Consider the following 21,479-nt stretch of genomic DNA (forward strand, 5'->3'; position numbering starts at 1 on the left):
TCATCCCTTTCAATCCCTCACACAAGAAAGATCGCCATTTATGCCGGAACGAACCGTTAAAGGAGCGGCATTTACCATTATTGTTGACGATAAGCAAATTCGTGTCGAGCACGTTTTTGGAAAGGGAAAGCGATGCCGTGTTTACGCTCCACCCGGAGTTCTCATCGAGCCCGTATCGCACGGACAGAATCTTCCCGCATGCCGGAACGAGTCGCCCATTCTTGATGGGCTACGACAGTCGCTCGGGGACGGTGAGATTCCGGATTCTTCCCTATCCGATCTTTGAGCGGCGGAAGACGGCCAATCTCCGGCCTCTGAATGGGGGACGTGGAAACGGCCTGCTTCAGCGAAATCGGCCCCGCCAGGGCCACCAGAGACTGAAGTCGATCCTTCTCAATGCGACATCCAGCAAGAACAGAAGAGAGGCGATTGTCACCAGTGGCGGCCAAAGCGGAGTGGTTCTCTGGACCGTTCGCGGGCGCACTACTGGCTGGCCTTCACTCTGTCGGTCTCCCGTGTCTGTGGGAAAGATCTCGTCAGGGGCGGGCGAAAATCGGCCGCCTGATGTACTGGCAAGGGTCTTTAACAGGTCTTCATTCGTGGGGTGGAGCCTGAGTTCGTCAGGATAGCCCACAATCAGGCCCCGTGTCTGCTGATGCAGCAGTGTTCCCCCCGATGTCTTCTGGGTCATGTTCAGGTGATACGCCCCGGACAACGGGGTATCAAACTCGGCAACGTAGCGACCGGGGCTGGTTTGTTTCATTTCGAGCTTGTGCTGGCCCAACTGAGGGTCGATCACCGTGACTTCCGTTTCCGCTCGATTCAAGAATCGGCCGGAAGGGTCAATCGCGTCGAGGCTGACCGTGGCCCGACGACGTTCCTGCTTCACGTCGACGACGACCCCTTTCACGTCATTTTTACGCATCGACTGGCGAACTACTTGAGCCCAGAATTTGCTGAAACCTGGCCATGTGAGCCATTCTGCTCCCCAGCGACTTTTCGCATCAGAAGTAAACGCGACAGTGGTTCCCAGTCCGTATCGCCACCATGCCAGCAGCGGGTCTCCCGATTCTGTCGCCAGGATAAATTCGCAGGTGGCCTTAGGTCTGGTGACAACGTACCCAAGCAGAAACGGGGCTGTTTCAAAGTCGATGTCGGCGAGGACAGGCGTCGGTCGAAGCAGTTGCGGAACGAACGGCTGTTCATTGATCGCCGATTTGCTGGCGGTCATGGTTTCTTTAGCAAAAATCTGGGGAAGTGTGCTGGCCTCCATGGCCTCAAAGTAACGTCCCTGGCCGATCCTCGCGATCTCTTCCAGCAGCTTCGAATCACACCCTTCACCCACGGCGACCGTCGAACATGTGATACGGGAAGAAGCCATACTCTGGGCAATCCCTTCGAAGTCCCCAGGAGAAGAGATTCCGTCTGTCAGCACGATGACGTGCTTGAGCTTTGCGGTGGCCGCTTGGAGAGAGTTGTAGGCTTCTTCCATGGCGGGATACATCGTGGTTCCGCCACCCGCTTCGATGCGGCTGATGTCATCAATGATGCGGCCTTTGTTACCTGCGGATTGGAGTTCACTCACCCAATAGAAATCTCCGTCAAAGGCGATGACCCCGAGCTGGTCCCGGGGGCCCAGCAATTCGGCAGCACTCTTGGCCGCCTCTTTGGCCATCTCGATCTTTTCTCCCCCCATTGAGCCGGATTTGTCGATGACGAGGACCATTCCCAGGGAGGGTTTCTCTTTTTCCTTTTCAAAGTCGGATCGAACGGGCAGGATCTCTTCGAGAACTGTTTTGTAGTAACCTCCCAAGCCGAACGACTGGTCGCCCCCCAGCATCATGAAGCCACCTCCCAGATCCTGAACATAGGTCCGGGCGAGTTCCATTTGCCGCTGTGACAGGCTGGTAGCGGGGATGTTGGACAGGACCAGCAGTTCATAATTCTGAAGGTCCGCCAGTGACTCGGGCATTCCTTCGACAGGCCGAACGTCGCATTCGATTTCCTCCTGCTGGAGAGCCCAGACAAGTTGCTGTGCCAGTTTGGGTTCGCTTTCAATCAGCAGGACACGAGGTTTGCCGGTGGTAAACACCAGACCCGACTCGGTGTTGTTGTCGAGCAACGTATCTTGTGACAGTCCGCCGACTTTGACGGTGTACTGGGCCAGCCGTTCACCCGTGATCGACTGCTGAAAGCGAAACCGGTTTTCGCCTGCCTTCAGTTTTCGCGTCTCACTCAGCACCTTGTGGGCACCCCGAAAGACCTCGACCAACCCTTCATCTTCATGGTTCGAATTGATGACGACTTCGACGTAGAACGGCTCACCTTCGCGCACTTGAGCAGGCACATCGACTGCGGCGACCTGTACTTCGTTTTCATCCCGTACTTTCAACGGAACTGTGTCGATTGGAATGAGTTGTACGTCTCGAGCAGATCCCGGTGTGATGTTTCCGGACATCGTTTTTCGATCCGTCGTGACGAGTGAAGCAGTGCCGAGCGCTGCTTGAAGTACGTCGCCGGCTGTCTGATTGCCGTCCGTGAGAAGCACAATTCTCGGTACATAGTCGGGCGGCATCGCTCCCGCCGCAGATCGAATGGCGGCCGCGATGTCCGTGGCGTTTCGATCCAGAGCGGGGGGCAGTGCGGGGGTAGATGACCCGGCTGCTGGGCTCGTCGAAGGCTGTTCTGTTGAAGACTTTGGTCGTTCGGTTGTCAGCGTCCCCGCTTGAGCAGCGAACGGCAGGTACATGACTTTATGGTCGCCGGGATTGGTTGATTGGGAAAAAACGCGATCCAGATACTCGTCAACCTGGGACGATTTTGCAGAAGGTTTCGAACCATCTCCACGGAGTTGCTCGTCATTGGCTGAATCGACGCTCAGGCTTTGGTCGATCGCAAAAATGACGAACTTTTGCTGAGTCGGACGTAGCAGAGCCAGTCCGGCAAGTGCAAATGCCAGCAGGATCGTGATGGCTGTCCGCGTGGCTAACGAGATGACACGTTGTCGCAAGGGAAAATCAGATAACGAACGCCAGTAGTAGTAGGCGAGCAGGGGTACGATCAGAATGAGCGAGGCCAGCCACCAGGGATGAGGCACTTCGAATGAAAAGGAATCAATCATCAGGGATCTCGTTTCCATTGCGATTGTCCCGCAGTCGAGGACGATCAATTGACGTTCTCGTTCTTAACTGATGACACGCCGTTGATAGAGGCACCATTCGATGGTGGTCAGTGCCAGCGCGATCAAGAGCAGCCAGAACCAGACCGGACGCGATCCCAGTCCCGCGAGGACCGGGGACGGAGAGCTTCTCTTCAGCAGAAGGTCCTCTGTGGGACGCAGATCAGACTCTGCAGAGCTGGCGAGATTGCATGCGATCTCGAGCAGTGGCGGCGGCGGGGCCTCTTGTGCGACTTGCGTCGTTGCGGTCAGGGAGGTTGGGACGACATCCGAAACTTGCCAGATTCCGCATTGATCCAGTGGGCCAACCGTGGCCTTGTCCGCACTCAAGGTCAGCGGTTTCCTCTGACCAGTGGGGCTCACCAGAGTCAGTTCCTGACCCTTGGGTGGGGTCAGGAAATCGCTGATCGTCACCGTCGCGATGGAACCTGCCGCAAGAGACTCACGCAGGTCGCTCTTGTTTCCCGCGAACCAATGCAGGGCGTTCCCCACGGAAATGGGAAAAGCTGTCCTCAATGGAAGATCCCCTTTGTCGAGATTTACTGTCAGGACCAGGACCTTCCCTTCGGGGCGGTTGATAGCAAAAAAGAGCGGGTCCCCTGTGATCGCTGTTGCGAGAATCTGCACTTGCTCAGGTTCTGTTGGCGTGATTTTACGAGCTTCGGGCATGACGACGTTGTCGAGGCTGACGTGCGCCATTAGCGGCGAGTCCTTGTCCTGCTTTGTTACGATCGCGCTTTCAAGTTGTTCGCCGACTGTAAAGAGGTCACTGGAATTTGCGGGATCGATGATAAAGACATTTCCTGCAGGGAGTGTCGCAGGGAGACCGCGGTGGTAGACGACTACAGATTCCAGGGGAACGCTGGCAGGGGGTTGATCAACGACGGTCAATTTGACCAGGGGATTCGCTTCGAAGACTTTCTGCAGAAAGAGATTGCCTGTCGTGACGAGAATGACAGACTGAATTTCGCGACGTGGCAGGACCGCCCAGGCAGTGTTGTCTGCGGCCAGTGCGTCATCGTGCTTGATGTTCGCGACCAGATGGCCGCCGTTGGCAGAAGCTTTATCAAAGACCTGGGTCCATTTTGCACCTGGCTCCAGCTTCAGGGGTACGACATCGATCGGTTCTGTGGTCCCCGTGCCGGGTATGAGCAGATCAATCTCGAAGCGACACTCCACAGGATCATCTGACACATTGGAGACTTCGGCGAGAATTTCATATCCCAGGGGATCGACCAGACTTCGCCGAACTTGAAACTGGGTGATACCGACATTGCCTGAACGCTCGCCGATGATTTGTAAGGTAAGCTTTCCCGGTCCGCCGATGTCATTCGGGGCCTGAACTGCAGGAGCGTCCCCATTCGCCGAAGCGACGGGGAGAGGCGCCTTTTCGGATGTGTCGTTGGTCTGGACTTGATCACTCATCCGCGTTTCGGCCCCTTCGAAGCAACCGTCTGTCAGGACGATGACTTCGGCCTGCTTTCCATCAGGTCGCTCGCCAAGCAGGCGTTGCGCAAGAGAAATTGCTTCAGCGACGCGCGTAGGACCGTCGGTCGCCGGCAGCGAATTGATCGCGTCCGTCAATGTCCGTTGTCGGCCAGTGAATCCGACGATGACCTGTGGTTGAGTCCCCGCAGCGACGAGCGCCACTTCGTCGCGGTGCCGCATTCCTGATACCAACAGTCGCGCGTGGCGACGAGCTTCGCTCAGACGGGACGGTTTGACGTCCGTTGCGTTCATGCTGGCCGAATTATCAACGACCAGCACGATACGCCGTGCAGATCGAACCTCCCAGAAGAAATACGGGTCAGCTAAGGCCAGAACCAGCAATGATAGCATCGCGAGTTGCAGCAAGAGCGAGACGAGGTGCTTAAGCCGTTGCCAGATCGACCGTGGGTTCTGCTCATTAAGAACTTGATTCCAGAACAGGATCGTGGAAACCGGCTGTCGCCGTAATCGAATTTTGAGAATGTAGAAGACGACGATTGGAACAGCGAGTCCAAACCAGAACAGGGAACCTGGCGAATCAAACGTCATGGGAGAGGTCAACCTGCTAAGAGACCCAAGTGAATTCGGACAGAAATCAGTCGGTCGAAGTTGCGACCAAGATCCTAACCATCTGTCGCGACCAAAACCAGACAGCATGTCATGGTTCTGTTTTCGCAAGCGAAAGTCTCGAGCGGATGACGACGGCGCTGACCCGTCAAGCCAATCGGAATGACGTTACAGAAAAGGCGATCAGGCGATTCGAGCCTTAGTTCGATGGCAGTCACTGCCCGCTGCGCCGGGGCTAATTCATCTTGCTAAAGCGGCAGCAGGGCTTCCGGCCTCCACAACGCGTATACAGAGAACGCGTTGTTTTTTTGTTCCTTGATCATCACGGCAGAAGAATCGATCGCCTAAGGTTCCCTCTTCGTGAGGGATCGCCGTAATCAGCGCCAGTTCTCCCACATTCAAGGTCATACTAAATCGTTGAGCCACGCGCACGTCGATTTTTTGACTCATTTTGAGTGACCAGGCTTCCCCGGCAGCTGTGCGTCGAAGCTGGTTTTCGCCATGATGAATTTCGGGCTGGAAGTCGATTCTGATCCAGCCTTCCTGCAGTCGATTGGCCTTCATGCGAAGAACGCAGTTGACATTCTCGTAGGAGGCGGACTTTTTTCCTCCCGCCTCGTGAAACAGGAACTCACATTCGTCATGAATGATGCCGGTGGGGATTTCCGTTTCGACGCCGGGGGCCAGGAACTGGTGTCGACCCAACAGCGGCCCCGAATTCTCGGACGAGTTCAGGGGGATTTCCGCGACCATACCCAGTAACTTCTGGACTGAGGCCGGAGGGTGTGAACTCGCATTTCCGACACGAAAACCATTTTCACGCAGAATTTGCCGAGTTTCAGTCGTTGGCACGGCTCCAATCTGATCCACATCTTTCCAGAGGCTTGTGGAGAGGAGCGGATCTTCCTGCGGGCGTTCAATGAAGAAAACTTCGAGCAGTATGGTGTCAGGCGCAGCCTGAATCGGAGGAAGAATCGGTCGTCCGGACGAAAACTGGGTCGAAGTCGAACCGGTCGGGAAGATCGAACATCCTAAAAATGCAAAGACGCTGACTGTCACCACCAGAAAAGGTAGTCGATTGGTCCTCGCGAATGGCAGGATGTACCGGGACACGTGCAAGTCCGTGAAAAGGATTGCTTTTCTTCGATTTGATGTATGAAAGGAGGGAGCAGCGGGAATCTACCCCGGTTTGGCCAAACGTGTCAATTTGAGTTCTTGGCCGGGGCAGCGAGCATCGAGGCAGCGAGGCTTTTCTTTTCGATCCGCTTCGCTCATTCTTCCGTTTGCTAGAACGATTTCAGCGAACTGGATTTAAAACGAGAGTAACAGGATGTTTGATTGTGGATTTCGAGTGGGGCTGGGACACGACAGGCACCGACTCGTTCCTGGTCGTCGATTGATTCTTGGCGGAGTCGTAATTGACTACGAGTTTGGCCTGGACGGACACAGCGACGCTGATGTGCTACTGCACGCGCTGACAGATGCTGTGCTGGGGGCCGTCGGCCTGGGGGATATCGGTGAATGGTTTCCCAATACAGATGCCCAATGGACCAACGCGGATTCGGCCATTTTTCTGGAGCAAGCCGTAGCGGCTGTCCGCGAGCGAGGCTGGGAGATCGGCAACGTCGACTGCACGATTCACGCGGAGCGTCCGAAGCTGTCGAGCTACAAAAAGGCGATCGCCGCCCGCATCGCTGAACTGATGAAGATCGATGCCACTCAGGTTAACGTGAAAGCCAAAACGGGCGAGAGGGTGGGGCCGATTGGACGGCAGGAGGCGATCGACGCTGACGCGGTTGTCTTACTTGCCAGAATCAGGGCCGCGTCCTGAATTCCACTCTCCAGTGTGGAAGGATGAGGGGCGCTCGATTCAAAGTGTCGCTTTGCTAAATTGCCTTGCGCAATTATGCTCGGAACCGACCCATCGGGAGAAGACTGTGTTTTCAGCCCTTTCCAGTGGCGTTGGGGTGAGGCACCGAACCGGACGTGAGCAGGGTTGTTCAGAATCTCGTGGAGAACTCTCTTTTGAGATGCACGAGCCATGAAAACGAGTGTCGAGCAGGGATGGAGCGGGAAGGGCATTTGTGACAGCTACTCAATCGAAGATATCGAATGCAGCGACGGTTCAGAGCAAAAGCCAGTGGGCATTGATCTGGAACGAATTTAAGAAACGTCGACTCGCAGTGGCCGCCGCAGCACTCGTTCTGGCATTAATTACGACCAGTGTTTTTGCTCCTTTCCTGGCGAACGCCCGACCGATTTTTTACGTCGGGATTAATCGGTTCGAATATCAGGAAGCGGCGAGGACACTTCGTGGTGCCATGTCGCAGCAGATTGAAGCCCTGGCGAAAGATTCGGCTCTTTCGATTCCTGATGCGACGATCAAGACGATCGCCCTGCAGATGGATCTCATGGAAAGTGCTCTGTCTCCGGAAAAGTCGGCTGAGCTCAGCGAGCTTGAGAACAAGATCCTCAATATCCTTCGCTCGTCCGGCATGGAGGGGAGAAGTGATGCTCTTAGACAACTGCAGCGAGAACTTCGTTCCAGCTTCGACGCCAGCAGCGTCACACTTGTCTCGAAGTCACACTGGCCTGTGTTTGCCTCGCTCAACGCCGCAGATGTTGGCTTTCAGGTTGCGAATATCCTGTTTCTACTCACGCCCTTGTGGATCTGGCTGCTCCGCAGGCTGGTTCCAGTCGAGAATGATCATATTCGTCGGAGGGTGTATTCCTTTCTCGTAATGGGGTTACCTCTCATTGCGGGGATGTTGTGGTGGTGGCAGGTTCCTTATCGCGTTGATCGGACTGAGTATAAATCGGGAGTTCTGGCCGCGGATCCCGATGCTGCCAAAGCACCTGTGGTCTACGAATCTGTCATGTGGCCTCCAATTGCCTATGGCATCGATGAATATGACCTGGCCGGAAAATCAGCCGCACCGGCGTGGTACCCTGCTAAGTGGTGTCCGCCGGGGAAAGACGCCGCTTCGATCAAGCTGGCCTCGCAATGGAGTGGACCGCACTGGCTTGGTACCGATGCATCCGGTCGTGACGTGCTTTGCAGAATGATCTGGGGAGGTCGAGTCAGTCTTTCCGTCGGACTGGTGGCCGTCGCTATCTACGTGACAATTGGAATCATCGTCGGTGCCCTGGCGGGGTACTACCGTGGATGGTGTGATCTTCTGATCTCCCGCATCATTGAGGTCATGATCTGCTTCCCCACGTTCTTCCTGATTCTGACGATCGTGGCTCTGGTCGGTCAGAACATCGTCAACATCATGATCGTTATTGGATTGACCGGTTGGACGGGTATTGCGCGGCTGGTGCGCGGTGAGTTTCTGCGACTGGTCGATCAGGAGTTCGTGGTCGCTGGCCGCGCACTAGGCTATACGCCGATGAGAATTATCTTCCGCCATGTCTTACCCAACGCCATGGCACCCGTACTGGTCTCTGCCACGTTCGGAATTGCTGGTGCAATCCTGACAGAAAGTGGTTTGTCATTTCTGGGCTTGGGGATTTCCAAGCCAACGCCGTCCTGGGGGGGATTGCTGGCAGATGGTCGTGATTCCCTGCAGCATGCTCCGTGGCTCATTCACTTTCCGGGTCTGGCGATTTTCCTCACCATCACGGCTTATAACCTGATGGGAGAAGCACTTCGCGACGCTTCTGATCCGCGGCTGCGAGGCTCTCGCTAACCCCCCTTCATTCAGCGATGCTGGGAAAATTCTTGTGCCAGTCGGTTGCTTCCTGATAGGCGCAGCCGATTGACAGGATCGTATTCTCATCGAGAGCCCGACCCGTGAACTCAATTCCCGTGGGCAAACCGTCCTTCCCAAATCCGTTGGGGAGAGTCAGGGCTGGTAGACCACATAAGTTCGCGGCACTCCCCAGTTCGGAGCAGACGAACCCACGCGACCATTCAGTAAAACGCTGAATGATCGGGCCTGCTTCCGTGTTCAGCGTGGGGGTGACGATCGCATCATAATTTGCCAGGACCCCATTGATCTCCCGCTGGATCTGCCGTCGAATCCTCATTGCATTGATGTAGTCTTTTGCAGGGATAAACAGGTTAGAAAAGCCGCCCCAGCGATCTTCCGGCGCGGTGAGTTCCCACGATCCTCCCTCGGCCATGAAGGTTTCAAACGCTGCAGACATCTCACTCGAAATAATCGTGCTTGCGACGATCGAGTAGGGGAGATCGGGAAGTTCAATTGTCTCGACCGAGCCGAGCTTTTCCAGGACCTTCAGTGATTGTTCATAGTTCTGGAATACTTCTGGCTGGACTTCGCCGGGATCGACGTCCAGCACGGCAAAGCGAAATGAGCGTTTGACCTGAGGATGCTCGAAGGTCCACGAAGAGACTATGCAAGTGTCGTCTAACGGGTCTGCACCGGCAATCGCGTCTAGAACCAGACCACAATCTTCCGAAGTGCGGCAAAGCGGCCCCAACTTGTCGAGGGTCCAACTAAGTGCCATGGCTCCGTGGCGGCTGACGCGTCCATAAGTGGGTCTTAAGCCCGTCACACCACAATAGCATGCGGGAGTCACGATGGACCCGAGAGTTTCTGAGCCGATCGCAAAGGGGACCAGTCCGGCACCTACTGCTGAAGCGGAACCCGAGGAGGATCCTCCCGCCCACCGTGATTTGTCCCATGGGTTCAGGCCCGGACCTGAGAATGTGGCGTCTGCCTGCTTGTAGCCGAATCCCCCCGCCAGTTCGACCATCGCCAACTTGGCGCACAGCACTGCGCCGGCTTCTCTCAGCCGGACGATGACTGTGGCGTCTTCGTCGAATACCTGGTCCTGCAGAGGAGCTGCCCCCCACGTTGTGGGTATTCCCTTCGTTGCCAGAAGATCTTTAACACCAAAGGGGATGCCGTGCAGTGGACCCCGGTCATAACCGGCCTGCATTTCTGCATCGGCCTGTCGAGCCTGTGCCAGGGCGAGCTCAGACGTCACTCGTACGATGGCGTTATAGCGCGGTCCGAATTGCTTCAGGCGATCGAGATAAAACTCGGCCAGCTCTATGGCTGACGTTTGTCTGGTCCTCAAGCGAACGCCGAGCTCCACAATACTGTGAAATGCGAAAGAGTCGGACATGGGGCGAAGTGACCACTGAAGGATCGGTTGGTAACGAATTCCGCGCAGATCCTACCCGAGGAAGTACTGCGACAGAATCGTATCTGAGGGAATGGGGCCACTTGAGTAGTTGACATCCGCTTCCTGAATCGATTTCGCAAGCGGATATCAGTTCAACGCAATCGCGAGCAGTTCGCACTTTGTTTGCTGGCGATGATCTGATAAAGCATTCCTTAGATGATATCGATAATGTGGATGCGTCGACACAAGCTTGGTGAAGCGTGGACCTTAAAGCAGCAATTCCCTGGCGCAGTCGAAAAGACCTCCAGAGCAAGATCTCGACCCGGAATGGTGTTCGCGTCCATGACGTGAAGGATCCTGTTTCGCTCTCTTACTATGAACTGCGGGATGAGGAAGCGTTTGTCCTGAATCAGCTTCTTCATCCCGTCTCAACCCTCGAACTCTGTGAATCATTTCATCAGCAGTTCCGGCCGCAAACACTCTCGCCGGAGGAACTGGTGAGGTTTATCGCACAACTCGTGCAACAGGGACTGCTGGTCGCTCAACAGCCGGGATATGGTCGTTCGCTGGCAGCACGAAATGCACGCATCGAAAGCTCTCGGCGGTGGTCGGGTCTTGCGAATGTACTCTCACTTCGATTTCGTGGATTTGACCCCGACAGGCTTCTGGGCTGGCTGGTTGCTCGCTTTGGCTGGCTCATATCGTGCTGGACGATGGTTCCGGCAGGGATTTTGATTGCGGCTGCAATCCTGCTCTTGGTCATTCGGCATGAACAGGTCTCGGAAAGATTGCCCGAGGCGAGGGCTTGGCTGAGTTCAGGAAATTTGCTGTTGATGGCAGGCTTGCTTGGCTGTGTGAAGGTGCTGCATGAATTTGGTCACGGATTGGTCTGCAAGAAGTTCGGCGGCGAATGTCATGAAATGGGCTTTATGTTGCTCGTGTTCACACCGTGCCTGTATTGCAACGTGACTGATAGCTGGATGCTGCAAAGCCGCTGGCAGCGAGCCGCGGTCAGTGGGGCAGGAATTGCGATTGAGGCCACGATCGCGGCAATGTGCACATTCTTGTGGTGGCTGAGCGAGCCGGGATTGTTTCACTCCATTTGCTTAAATCTGATGTTTGTATGCGGTATCAGTACCCTCTTGTTCAATGGCAATCCACTCTTGAGGTACGATGGCTATTTCATACTCTCCGACCTGCTGGAATTCCCGAATCTCTACCAGCGAGCGGCCGAAACGGTTCGCCGTCGTTTAGGAAACTGGTACTTGGGACTCTGTGATCACCCTCCACGGAATGCATCGACTGCGCAGGAGTGGGGGCTATTCATTTATGGAGCGGCATCGATTGCTTACCGCCTCTTTCTGACGTTTTCGATTCTCTGGTTTCTACAGAGTTGGTTAAAACCACACGGGCTCGCCCCCGTGGTGCACGTGCTTGGGGGACTGATGCTGGGCATGGCGTTTCTTTTGCCCCCACTTCAGTTGCTGCGATGGATTCAGCAACCGGCGCAACGGGTCCGAGTTCATTGGGGACGTTTTGTTGCCAGGACCGGTGCGACGGCCCTGGCTTTCGCCTGGCTGCTTCTGATGCCCCTGCCTGCGTGGATCAATTCGTTCGCTTCCTGTGAAATGAATGACGCAGCGCGGGTTTACGTCACGGCGGAAGGAACTCTGGTAGACAGCATCGCCGTCGGTACAGAGGTTGGGACGGGGCAGGAGGTCGCGCGGCTGGTTGACCCGAGGTTGGAACGAGAGCTCGCACGACTACATGGTGAGAGCGAGGAATGTCGAGTCCGACTGGAACAACTGGAACGCCGTCGAGTCCAGGATGCGACCATTGCCGCTCAAATTCCGATCGTTCGCGAAGCCTATCAGGATCTGAAACAGCAGTACGATCGCAGAACGAAGGATGCTGAGCGACTTGTCCTTCGTGCACCGCGAGCGGGGTCTGTGATAGCACCCTCCCCGGCACCTCGAGTAACCTCCGATGCCCTCCCTTTCTGGTCTGGTTCTCCCCTTGATGATCGCAATCGTCACTGTTTTTTACGAGCGGGAACGACTGTCTGTCTGATCGGGGACCGTACGGACCTGGTGGCGATGCTGCTGGTCAGTCAGGAAGACTTTCCCTTCGTACGCGTGGGGCAGCAAGTGCGAATCGAGTCAGCGTCATCGCCGGCAGCAACACTCAACGGGGAAATCACGGAGTTGGCGGAACTGGATCTTGACCGTGTTCCGCAAAATCTCGTCCAGCGGGCGAACCTGCCGACTCGTCTAGCATCCAGCGGAACGATCAGGCCCTACGGGACGTGGTATCAGGCTCGAGTTCAATTGCCCAAACAAGAGAATCTACCCCTGCCCGGAATGGTGAGTCGCGCCCGCATCCAGATTGAACCGCAGCCGCTGCTGGCCCGGTTTCAGCGATGGTTCCGACGAACGTTTGCGTTGAGTGACGCGTAGTCTGGTCGCGTGGGTGAGAATGTCTTTCGGGTTGATCAGTGGGCTTAGCTGCCCGGAAATGAACACAGCCCCGCGACATCGGTATGGGAACGATGCGGCGGGGCTGAGTCAGCAACCCAAGCGAGGGTAGCCAACTGCAGGTCAGCTCACTTTGAGGTCGACCTTGTGCCAACCGTTGTACTGATAACCTTTCATGTTCCAGGGAGTCTCCTGCGGTTGTGATTCGTCGTCAGTCGTCACCGCACGAACGAGGAGGCTTTGCGTCTGTGGGGTCAGAGGAACTTCGACGGACCAGTGCAGCCAGCAGAAGTCACGGATGGGCGAGGTGATCCTGGTCGACTGCCAGGTGTTACCGCCGTCTGCCGAAACTTCAACCGTCTTAATCCGGGTGCCGGTACGGCCGCTGGATAGTGCAACGCCGCGAACGGTCAGACGCTCTCCGGAAACCATCGCGTTCGGCGCGGGAGAGCAGATGATCGAGTTCAGCGGGTATTCGTAGATCGGAGGCGCCGCGTCGACTGCTGCGGGGGTGTCTTCCGTGATCACCTTGTACGCGTGGGCCAGATAGTGGTTGGGCGAAGGCTGATCGCTAACGGTGATTTTGGAGAGCCATTTGACGCTACGGGCGCCAATAAAGCCCGGAACAATTGTGCGAAGCGGGTAGCCGTGTTCGGTGGTGAGAGGCTTTCCGTTCATCATTGTGGCCAGCAGGCAGCCTGGAGCTGCGGGTGTGTCTGCCAGAGCTTTCTCGAGAGGAATCGAGCCACCGAATGGGAAGGTCTCTCCCTTCTCGGTAATCTCGTCCAGGCCTTCGAACCAGACGTGTTTGGCTCCGGGCTTGATTCCTGCTTTTTTCAGTACGTCTGACAAGCGTGATCCGCGCCATTCGGCGTTGCCGATGGCACCAGCATCCCACTGTACGCCAGGAACCTTCTTGACTCGATTGAACTCGGTTCTCCGATTCCCCGAGCAAGTCAGTGTCGCTGTGACCGAGTGCAGTCCGAATTGTTCAGTCAGTTCTGACAGTCCGAGGGTGAGAGGCTTCTCAACCAGACCGTCGATGGTCAGTTTGTATCCCTTCGCATCGATTTTGGGGGCAGTCCCGTGGTTGCGGATGAAGAAGGCCGCTGTCGGGGTGATCCAGTGTTCGAGCAATTTATCCAGTGAAGGCTCTGCATTGAGGGGCGTTTCCGTCCTGACGATCAACTGGTGGTCAGGAGGGGCCTGCTGTGCCGCAAGCCACTGCGGAGAGTTGGGTCCAATCAGGTACAGGCCGATGCCGGTGCTTCCCCATTTCAGGCAATCGCGACGACTGAGTTGTGACAACATGGTGTGGCTCCTCGTAGGGCAATTGAAATCAAACCGGTGTTCCCGATTGTACGTGTATCCGAAGGTTTTACCTAGACACTCTTCGGGGTTGCGATCATTAAGTCGAGGGGAGGATTTGCCGCAATCGCGTTTCCAGAAGGTCCTGGCCAGCAAGAAACTCAAGTCCGATTTCGATGGCAAGTAATGGAGGGCCCTTCCACTGGTCCGCAGCAATCTTCACAAGGTCTTTCTGCGTCGTCAGCACGACATCTGCACCGACAGTGGCCGCCAGTTGTTCGAGTTCAAGGTGGTCGTTTCGCGAGTAGTGGTGGTGGTCTGCGAAGTGACGGAACTGTTTGCAGTTCGTTTCAATCGACGAGACTGTCTGCTCGAACCCTTTGGGGTTGCCAATCCCGCAAAATGCGATGCAGTTCTTGTCCTTAAGTGTGCTCAACGGATGGGCCTGCCAGTGGAGATCCACCGCTTGCGTTGGCTTGAAGGCCAGATCGATGCAAGCAGTACCGGGGCACAGGCGCTGCAGTTCGGATCGAAGAGTTGCGAGATCGTGTTTCGAACACTGATTCGCTCTGGTAATCAGGATCAAATCCGCTCGTGATAAGCCGGTTTGCCGTTCTCGCAGGAGTCCACGGGGTAACGGATATCCGTAGCCCCAAGGCTGCAGGGCATCGATGAGGACGAGGTCCAGGTCGCGATCGAGCCGCCGGTGCTGGAATCCGTCGTCAAGCAAGAGGACGTCACAGCCGAATTCCTGAACGGCTCGCCTGGCGGATCCCACACGGTCCTTCTGCTGTAGGTGAGGGACTTCCGGGCAAAGGCGGTCGAGGACAAGTTTCTCATCATTCCCGCACTGGGGCTGCTCGCCTGTGTTGCTTTGGTCGGTGGGGCTGAGTGCACGATACCCACGGCTGAGCAATCCCGGGCGACGACCGCAGGCACGCAGCCAATTCGCAAGCCAGGCTGCGGTGGGGGTCTTTCCCGTTCCGCCTGTGGTGATATTGCCCAGACTGATGACCGGGACAGAGACGCGATGGGTCTTGAGCCAGCCTTGGTCGTACGCTGTATTACGCAGGGTCATCACTGCGGAGTACGCCGATGAAGCGAGTGTTAATCCACCCCGAAGGAGGGAGGCGCCAGGGCCAGCACGGCGGCCGGAGAGCAATTCGTGCAGCGCGGCTTCATCCATGAAAATTCTCGAATCCTGCCAGCTAAGGATCCTGTGATGAGCCAGAAAGAGCACTGGCGTGCGAAATCGCACGCCAGTGACACTCAATATTCTGGACTGACGGGTGCGTCCTGTCAGGCCAATTCAGCGATCTTCCGGCAGATCGCATCGGCCATCTGGCTGGTGCCAACGGCGGTAGGATCGGTCCGGCTTGCCTTGAGGTCGTAGGTGACGTCCTTGCCTTCGGCGATGACCTGGGCGACGGCTTTTTCGAGTCGGTCGGCAGCCTTGGTTTCTCCGAGGTGATCGAGCATCAGTTTGGCGGACAAAATCAAGGCGGTTGGATTGACCTTGTTCTGGCCCTTGTACTTGGGAGCACTGCCGTGGGTTGCTTCGAAGATAGCCGCATCTGCACCGTAGTTGGCACCCGGGGCAACGCCGAGACCGCCGACGAGACCAGCACACAGGTCGCTGAGGATGTCGCCGTACAGGTTGGGAAGCAGAATGACGTCGTAGAGTTCGGGCTTCTGCACGAGCTGCATACACATGTTGTCGATCAGGCGCTCCATGTAGGTAACCTTGCTACCGTCTGGAACCTTGCCATCGAGGGTTGGGTCGCTCTTCGACTTCAGTTCTGGCTGTTCGAACTTGGCGTTGAACGATGCGGCAACGGCACGAGATTCATCGTACCAGAGGCCATCGGTGAACTTCATAATGTTCGCTTTGCAAACCGAGGTGACCGATTTGCGGTTGTGCTTGACAGCGTAGTCGAAAGCGAACTTCGAGATGTTCCGGGTGCCTTCGACCGAGATCGGCTTGATGCTCACACCGGTGGTGTCCAGTCCGGTGCTGATCTTGCGGCCCGTCGTGGCCTTGTTGATTGCCTGAATCAATTCAGCGGTAGCAGGAAGGCCAGACTGAAATTCGACGCCGGCGTAAAGGTCTTCGGTGTTTTCCCGGACCACGACGAGGTCGACATTCGAATCACTGAAGTAGGTGCGAACACCGGGGAAGCTTTTACAGGGGCGCAGGCAGGCGAACAGGCCCAGTTCCTGACGCAGGAAGACGTTAACCGAACGGAATCCCTTGCCGATGGGGGTGGTGATCGGCGCCTTCAGGGCGACTTTATTCTTGCGAATTGAGGCGAGAACCGAGTCGGGTACTTTTCCGACCTTTTCAATAACTTCAATACCACAGTCTTGCACGTCCCAGTTGATCTTGACGCCTGTGGCTTCCACACACTTGCGAGTCGCTTCGGCAATTTCTGGACCGACACCATCGCCTGGGATGAGAGTGACGTTATGCATAGTACCTGGTGATTCTTTCTCAGAAGGACAAACGTTTGCGAAAGGCCGGTCAATCCGCATCCTTTGCGACACCCGTTCCGTGAAATGGCAGTACCAAATCTAACAGGAAATGCGAGTTGCTGTCGCGTGTTTCGACACGAACGTGAAGGCTTATCAGACCAACCTTCGACGCTATCACAAGTTGCAGAGTCGATGCAAGTGATCGCATCGGCCCTGCCGGTCACATTTCTTGATCGTCATGGCCGGTGAGGGGAGGGAGAATGGGGTAAAGAGCCACTTGTCATGGAGCAAGTTCACAATCCCAACGGGTGTCACTTGAATAATCCTGTCTCATAAAAGTAATGTGAGTACACGTTCGGAGGCGTCTCTATGACGCTGGCAGACGCTCCTTCCAGGAAGTGGAGGTTCTGACGATGGCTGCACGGATGGCACGACGGCTCGTGGTACTGCTCCTGGTCTCGTTCGCGTACAGAGCTGACGCCACGGAGCCGATTGAAGAGTTGCTGGAAGCAACCTTTCGGGTCACCGACGACGATCATTCCGGGACCGGCTTTCTGATTGCCTCAAGTGACACAGACCCTGATCGGCCCCGGCGAGTGATTCTTGCAACGGCGGCTCATGTCTTCGAGCAGATGTCGGGCAACGAATGCCAGATTATGTTGCGGACAAAAGCCCAGGAAGATTCCTATTTGCGAAGTCCCCATCGCCTGGCCATTCGGAACCAGGGAGAGCCGCTTTGGACTCGCCACCCCGACGTGGATATTGCCACCTTGCAGTTTGACTTGCCCGAAGGAGTCTATGCGAAGCCGTTTTCCCTCGAACAGATTGCCGATGCCTCGCGAGTCCACGATCGGACCGTGCGCGTCGCTGCAGAAACGTGGATTCCCTGTTTCCCGGCGAAACTGGAGGCGAATGAGGCGGGCTGGCCAGTCCTGCGTCGGGGCTCCATTGCCTCACATCCGCTCAGTCCTGTTAAATCGGCGAAGACTCTGCTCGTCGATTATCAGGCTTTCGGTGGTGACAGCGGGGCGCCCGTGGTGATGGTTGTCGACAACCGACCCCTGGTCGTGGGGGTCGTCCATGGCATGCACAGGCAGACGGATCGTTCAGTACTCCCTTTTGAAGAACGCACGCTTCACACGCCGCTGGGGCTGTCCATTGTGACGCAAGCGGCGTTTCTGCACGAGACGATCGAACTGATGCAAGCCAGGTGATTGCTGTTGCATTCTGATTCATGTGGATAAAAGGCGGGAGTTTTATCGTTGTCGCGAACGTCGAAGAGCATTGCAGGAACGAACTGAATTGACTGATCGTTGTTCAGAGTGCATTTTGGCTGCTTTTCCGAATCCGCAGACTCGACATCATTCTCCCCTTCTGCTGAACTTACCCTGGTAATGGGGCGTTACCTAAATTGACGGTGCTGCATAGCAGCTCGCGCCCCAGGGAACGCAAGGACAGGCTCATGCAAACGACACGGTATTTACATCTGGTAATAACACTGTGCGTCTGGTTCTCAGGTATCGCACCCGCGTCGGCTCAAAATGCTGGAAGTCCCGCTACTGAGAAAGAGAAATCGCCAGAACGTCTGATCTATATGCCATTTAAGAGCTTGAAGTCGGTCCTGGAAAAGCCCGAAGGGTCGGTTCTGATTCCGTACGCCGACTACATCCGCATGTGGGAAAAAGCGTTTGGCGACGGACTGCGAAAGGCTGAGCAGGCTCCTGTCGCAGCGGTAATCTCGTCCGCCAGCTACTCGGCGACCGTTGAAAAGGATGTCGCCCAGATCTCGGCAGTGTTCAAGGTGCAGGTGTTGGAGAAGGGGTGGGCGGAAGTTCCGGTCAGGTTTGGAGAAGCCGCAATTGGGAAGTTGACCTCCGATTCCGGAAAGGTCCTGCTTCGCGGGACGGGAAATGGGACTTATTCTCTCTTGTTTCCGACAGCGGGAGAGCACAAGGTCGAGCTTGAGCTGACTGCTCGAGTTCGATCGGCCCCTGAAGGCAAGAGTATTGAGCTGGAAGTTCCTCCCGTCGGCATCACCGAATTTGAACTGCTTGTTCCAGAGGCAGATCAGGCATTTGAATTGAAGCCCCGCCTGGCCACACAGCCCATGGAGCTCGCGGAAAAGCAGTCTGGTATTAAGGCGTCCGTCGGTTCCACTGACAAAATTTCTGTGCGCTGGCATCCCCGAATTGGAACCAAGCCAGAGATGGAACTTCTCGCCAGTGCCACCAATCTGACTCAGGTTACCGTGGCCGACGGCCTGGTGCATACGGATGCGTGGCTGACCTACGAGGTCCTGCGTGGCCAACTCGACAAGTTGAAGCTGGTCGTTCCCAAAGGCCATCGAGTACTCGACATCACCTCAGATGCCCGTGTGAAGGAATGGAATGCGAGCGAAGAGGACGATCGTCAGATCGTCAGCGTGGAATTGCTCAGCCGTGCGGAAGGGAAGATTGTTCTCGAGATTCACACTGAACGCGCATTGCCCGACGACGCTTTAGATATTGCCGGTCAGGATGGAGCGACCGCATACGGAATTCACGCGCTGGACGTCATCCGCGAAAGCGGAGCAATCTCGGTGAAGTCGTCCAGCGACCTCACGCTCACTGTCGAAGAGCAGCGAGGATTGCTGCGTGTTGACGAAAATGACATTGATCAGAAGCTCAGGCATCCAGGCTCGCTCTACTACAAATACTACAGCCCCCAGTTTCGCTTACGCGTGCTGGCGAAGCCGGTCGAACCGCGGATGGTCGTTGATCATCAGTCACAGCTCGTCTTCCGTGACGACCAGTTGCGACTGAAATCGATCCTTAATTACTCGATCGACCGGGCCGGGGTCTTCGAACTGAATTTCAAACTTCCGGAAGGTCTGACGATCGAAAATGTCATCTGCGATCAGATGAAGCAGTTTGATGTTTCGCCTGATAAGTCAGTGCTGACGGTCGGGTTGCGGGAAAAGACTCAGGGAACAATCACCCTCACGGTGACGGCCGTGCGTGAATGGGACGCGACGGGGCAGGAAGAAGATCAGGTTGCACCACTTCTCGAGCCGGAAAAGGTCGAGGTTGAGGTGGGCCGAGTTCTGATTTATGCGCCCGAAGCCATCGATGTCATCTCGGATGTGGAACGTCTTGTAAACGTTCAACCCGATCCGTCGCCCCGGCCAGAGTCATTGCCCAATGCGAGACTCGTTTCCTCGTGGATCTATAACCGGCGGCCGGCGGAGATTCCGATTCAGACAGTTCAGAAGCCAACTCGTCTGACCGCAGTGATTGTTACCCGCGCCGACGTCAAACAACATCAGGTTCAGGTAAGCACGTTATTGAATTACTTCGTCGAGTATGCCGGTGTCGATACGTTTCGCTTCGCGGTTCCAGAAGCGATTGCTGACAAACTGCAAATTGCTTCTACGGCAGGTGGCGCCGCACCGGCGATCAAGCAGCAGACAAGGGCGGCGGAAGCCGAAGATGGCTGGGTCACCTGGACCGTCGTCATGCAGCGCGACGTAGTGGGCTCGCAACCATTCGAAGTCAAATACGACCTCGTTCCCAATTCTGGCGAAGGGGCGGGACAGGAATCGACGACAATCGAACCCATTCGAGTGCTGGATCCGTTCGACTCGGATGACACTCCTCAGGGTAAGCGGGATGTGTCAGTTTCGCGAATCGTCGGAGAAATGACGGTCGTCAAAGAAAGGGCCTTGTCCGTGCAGGCCACTGCAACGGGGGGAGATGTAGAGCCGATCGATGTTCGGGAACTTGAGCATTCCCCGCAGGACGGATTTGTCGCGTACCGGTATTTCAAACAACCAGCAAAGCTTGATGTTGTCGCAAGTCGGTACGACGTGCAGGACGTGGTCGAGACAGTCGTCAGCAAAGCACTTGTTGAGATCGTGCTGGATCGAGCCGGAGTCGGGACGAACCGGTGTCGGTACGTTTTGAAATCGAGTGAGCGTCAGCGTCTGCGGCTGGACCTGCCCGAAAACGTGGAAACGTTAGGGGTTCTTGTTGATCGCAAACCTGCGGTGCTGGAAAAGGCGGAACTGCCCGCGGACAAGGGTTGGGAGTCTTATTACGTCAACGTTGCGAGAACGAAGCCTTCCGACGAATCGTTCACGCTTTCGGTCATCTTCCGCCATGCATTTCGACCGACCCCACTGCAGAACGCGGGGGGGAAACTGGTTGCCCGCCTGCCTCTCATTGGTGGAGCGTCGAACGCGAACGTGGCGGTGCAGCAACTGTACGTCAAGGTCTGGGTACCCCCCGAATACTCGTTGATCGGTAACCCTACGACCAGGGACGGAGGCCGGGTTCAGCAGAACTTCAGTGTTCAGACGAGAACACAATTGGGCCAATTCTTCTTCGGCAGAAAGAGTGCCGTGTTTGGTGAAAAGGATCTGGATCAATGGATCGGACACGATACGGGGGGAATCTTTGATTTCCCGACCGAAGGAAAATGGTTCCAGTACATGAACCTGGGGGGAACCCGCCAGATCGAGGTCTCATGGTGGCATCTTCCCTTTTACACCTTCGTCGTCAGCGGGGCTCTGGCCGCGATTGCTTTGGTTCTGCGAAACACATCGTGGGACAACAAGATCACGCTGCTGATCCTGGGGGCCTTTGCGGCTTGTGCTTACGCACTCAAAGATCACGATCTCGTCTTTCACGGGTTGCAGGTCTCTGCGTACGGCCTCATCGCTGCGGTTGCGATCTGGCTGATTCACAGTCTCTTCCGTGGGACGCGTGTCGAAGTTCGCAAACCGCCTTTAACTCCCCCGTTGGAACCACAGCCCACGGCCTCCGCGACATAGTCAGTCTCCAGGAATGCCCCATCACGGGGGCGAGCAGGGCATGGGCCAGCAACAGATCGGCGCGATTGAGATCGTGATCCACACA

Annotated in this window: 12 protein-coding genes; 5 read left to right on the forward strand and 7 right to left on the reverse strand. The window is 56.0% G+C overall.

Annotated features, from left to right (window positions below):
- Positions 1–343: 343 nt before the first annotated feature.
- From ACGY09_RS15965 to ACGY09_RS15975, 3 genes are all read right to left on the reverse strand, one after another.
- A complete protein-coding gene (locus tag ACGY09_RS15965) occupies positions 344–3,121 on the reverse strand; it encodes a VWA domain-containing protein (RefSeq protein ID WP_397568509.1) in 2,778 nt (925 codons plus the stop codon).
- Between the two features lie 63 nt (positions 3,122–3,184).
- A complete protein-coding gene (locus tag ACGY09_RS15970; RefSeq protein WP_397568510.1) occupies positions 3,185–5,215 on the reverse strand; it encodes a BatA and WFA domain-containing protein in 2,031 nt (676 codons plus the stop codon).
- A 258-nt stretch (positions 5,216–5,473) separates the two neighbouring features.
- Positions 5,474–6,346, reverse strand: a complete 873-nt coding sequence (locus ACGY09_RS15975) for a hypothetical protein (protein ID WP_397568511.1) — start codon at positions 6,344–6,346, stop codon at positions 5,474–5,476.
- A 217-nt stretch (positions 6,347–6,563) separates the two neighbouring features.
- Here ACGY09_RS15975 and ispF point away from each other — a divergent pair, with 217 nt between their 5' ends.
- Both ispF and ACGY09_RS15985 read left to right on the forward strand, forming a co-directional pair.
- The gene (ispF, locus tag ACGY09_RS15980) at positions 6,564–7,064 is read left to right on the forward strand and encodes a 2-C-methyl-D-erythritol 2,4-cyclodiphosphate synthase (RefSeq protein WP_397568512.1); all 501 of its coding nucleotides are present in this window, start codon (positions 6,564–6,566) and stop codon (positions 7,062–7,064) included.
- Positions 7,065–7,317: 253 nt separating this feature from the next.
- Positions 7,318–8,925, forward strand: coding sequence for an ABC transporter permease (locus tag ACGY09_RS15985; RefSeq protein ID WP_373649232.1), 1,608 nt, complete (start codon positions 7,318–7,320; stop codon positions 8,923–8,925).
- 7 nt (positions 8,926–8,932) lie between these two features.
- Here ACGY09_RS15985 and ACGY09_RS15990 read toward each other — a convergent pair whose 3' ends face one another.
- Positions 8,933–10,282: an amidase gene (locus ACGY09_RS15990; RefSeq protein WP_397568513.1), complete on the reverse strand. Its 1,350-nt coding sequence runs from the start codon at positions 10,280–10,282 to the stop codon at positions 8,933–8,935.
- Positions 10,283–10,590: 308 nt separating this feature from the next.
- Between ACGY09_RS15990 and ACGY09_RS15995 the strand changes: the two genes are divergently transcribed.
- Complete coding sequence (locus ACGY09_RS15995) at positions 10,591–12,786, forward strand: hypothetical protein (RefSeq protein WP_397568514.1); 2,196 nt, start codon at positions 10,591–10,593, stop codon at positions 12,784–12,786.
- A 141-nt stretch (positions 12,787–12,927) separates the two neighbouring features.
- Here ACGY09_RS15995 and ACGY09_RS16000 read toward each other — a convergent pair whose 3' ends face one another.
- The 3 genes from ACGY09_RS16000 to ACGY09_RS16010 form a co-directional block, all read right to left on the reverse strand.
- Complete coding sequence (locus ACGY09_RS16000) at positions 12,928–14,115, reverse strand: molybdopterin-dependent oxidoreductase (protein WP_397568515.1); 1,188 nt, start codon at positions 14,113–14,115, stop codon at positions 12,928–12,930.
- Between the two features lie 97 nt (positions 14,116–14,212).
- Entirely contained in the window at positions 14,213–15,298 is a 1,086-nt protein-coding gene (gene lpxK / locus ACGY09_RS16005) for a tetraacyldisaccharide 4'-kinase (RefSeq protein ID WP_397568516.1), read from the reverse strand.
- Positions 15,299–15,411: 113 nt separating this feature from the next.
- On the reverse strand, positions 15,412–16,584 hold the full coding sequence (locus ACGY09_RS16010; protein ID WP_373649227.1) for an isocitrate/isopropylmalate dehydrogenase family protein: 1,173 nt from the start codon (positions 16,582–16,584) through the stop codon (positions 15,412–15,414).
- A 413-nt stretch (positions 16,585–16,997) separates the two neighbouring features.
- On the opposite strand from ACGY09_RS16010, the gene ACGY09_RS16015 reads away from it, so the two are divergent.
- Both ACGY09_RS16015 and ACGY09_RS16020 read left to right on the forward strand, forming a co-directional pair.
- The gene (locus ACGY09_RS16015; RefSeq protein ID WP_373649226.1) at positions 16,998–17,798 is read left to right on the forward strand and encodes a serine protease; all 801 of its coding nucleotides are present in this window, start codon (positions 16,998–17,000) and stop codon (positions 17,796–17,798) included.
- Positions 17,799–18,046: 248 nt separating this feature from the next.
- Positions 18,047–21,394 (forward strand): hypothetical protein, encoded by a 3,348-nt coding sequence (locus ACGY09_RS16020; RefSeq protein ID WP_397568517.1) that lies wholly within the window; start codon positions 18,047–18,049, stop codon positions 21,392–21,394.
- Positions 21,395–21,479: the final 85 nt, after the last annotated feature.

It is taken from the genome of Schlesneria sphaerica, assembly GCF_044336245.1.
GTDB classification, from domain to species: Bacteria; Planctomycetota; Planctomycetia; order Planctomycetales; family Planctomycetaceae; genus Schlesneria; species Schlesneria sphaerica.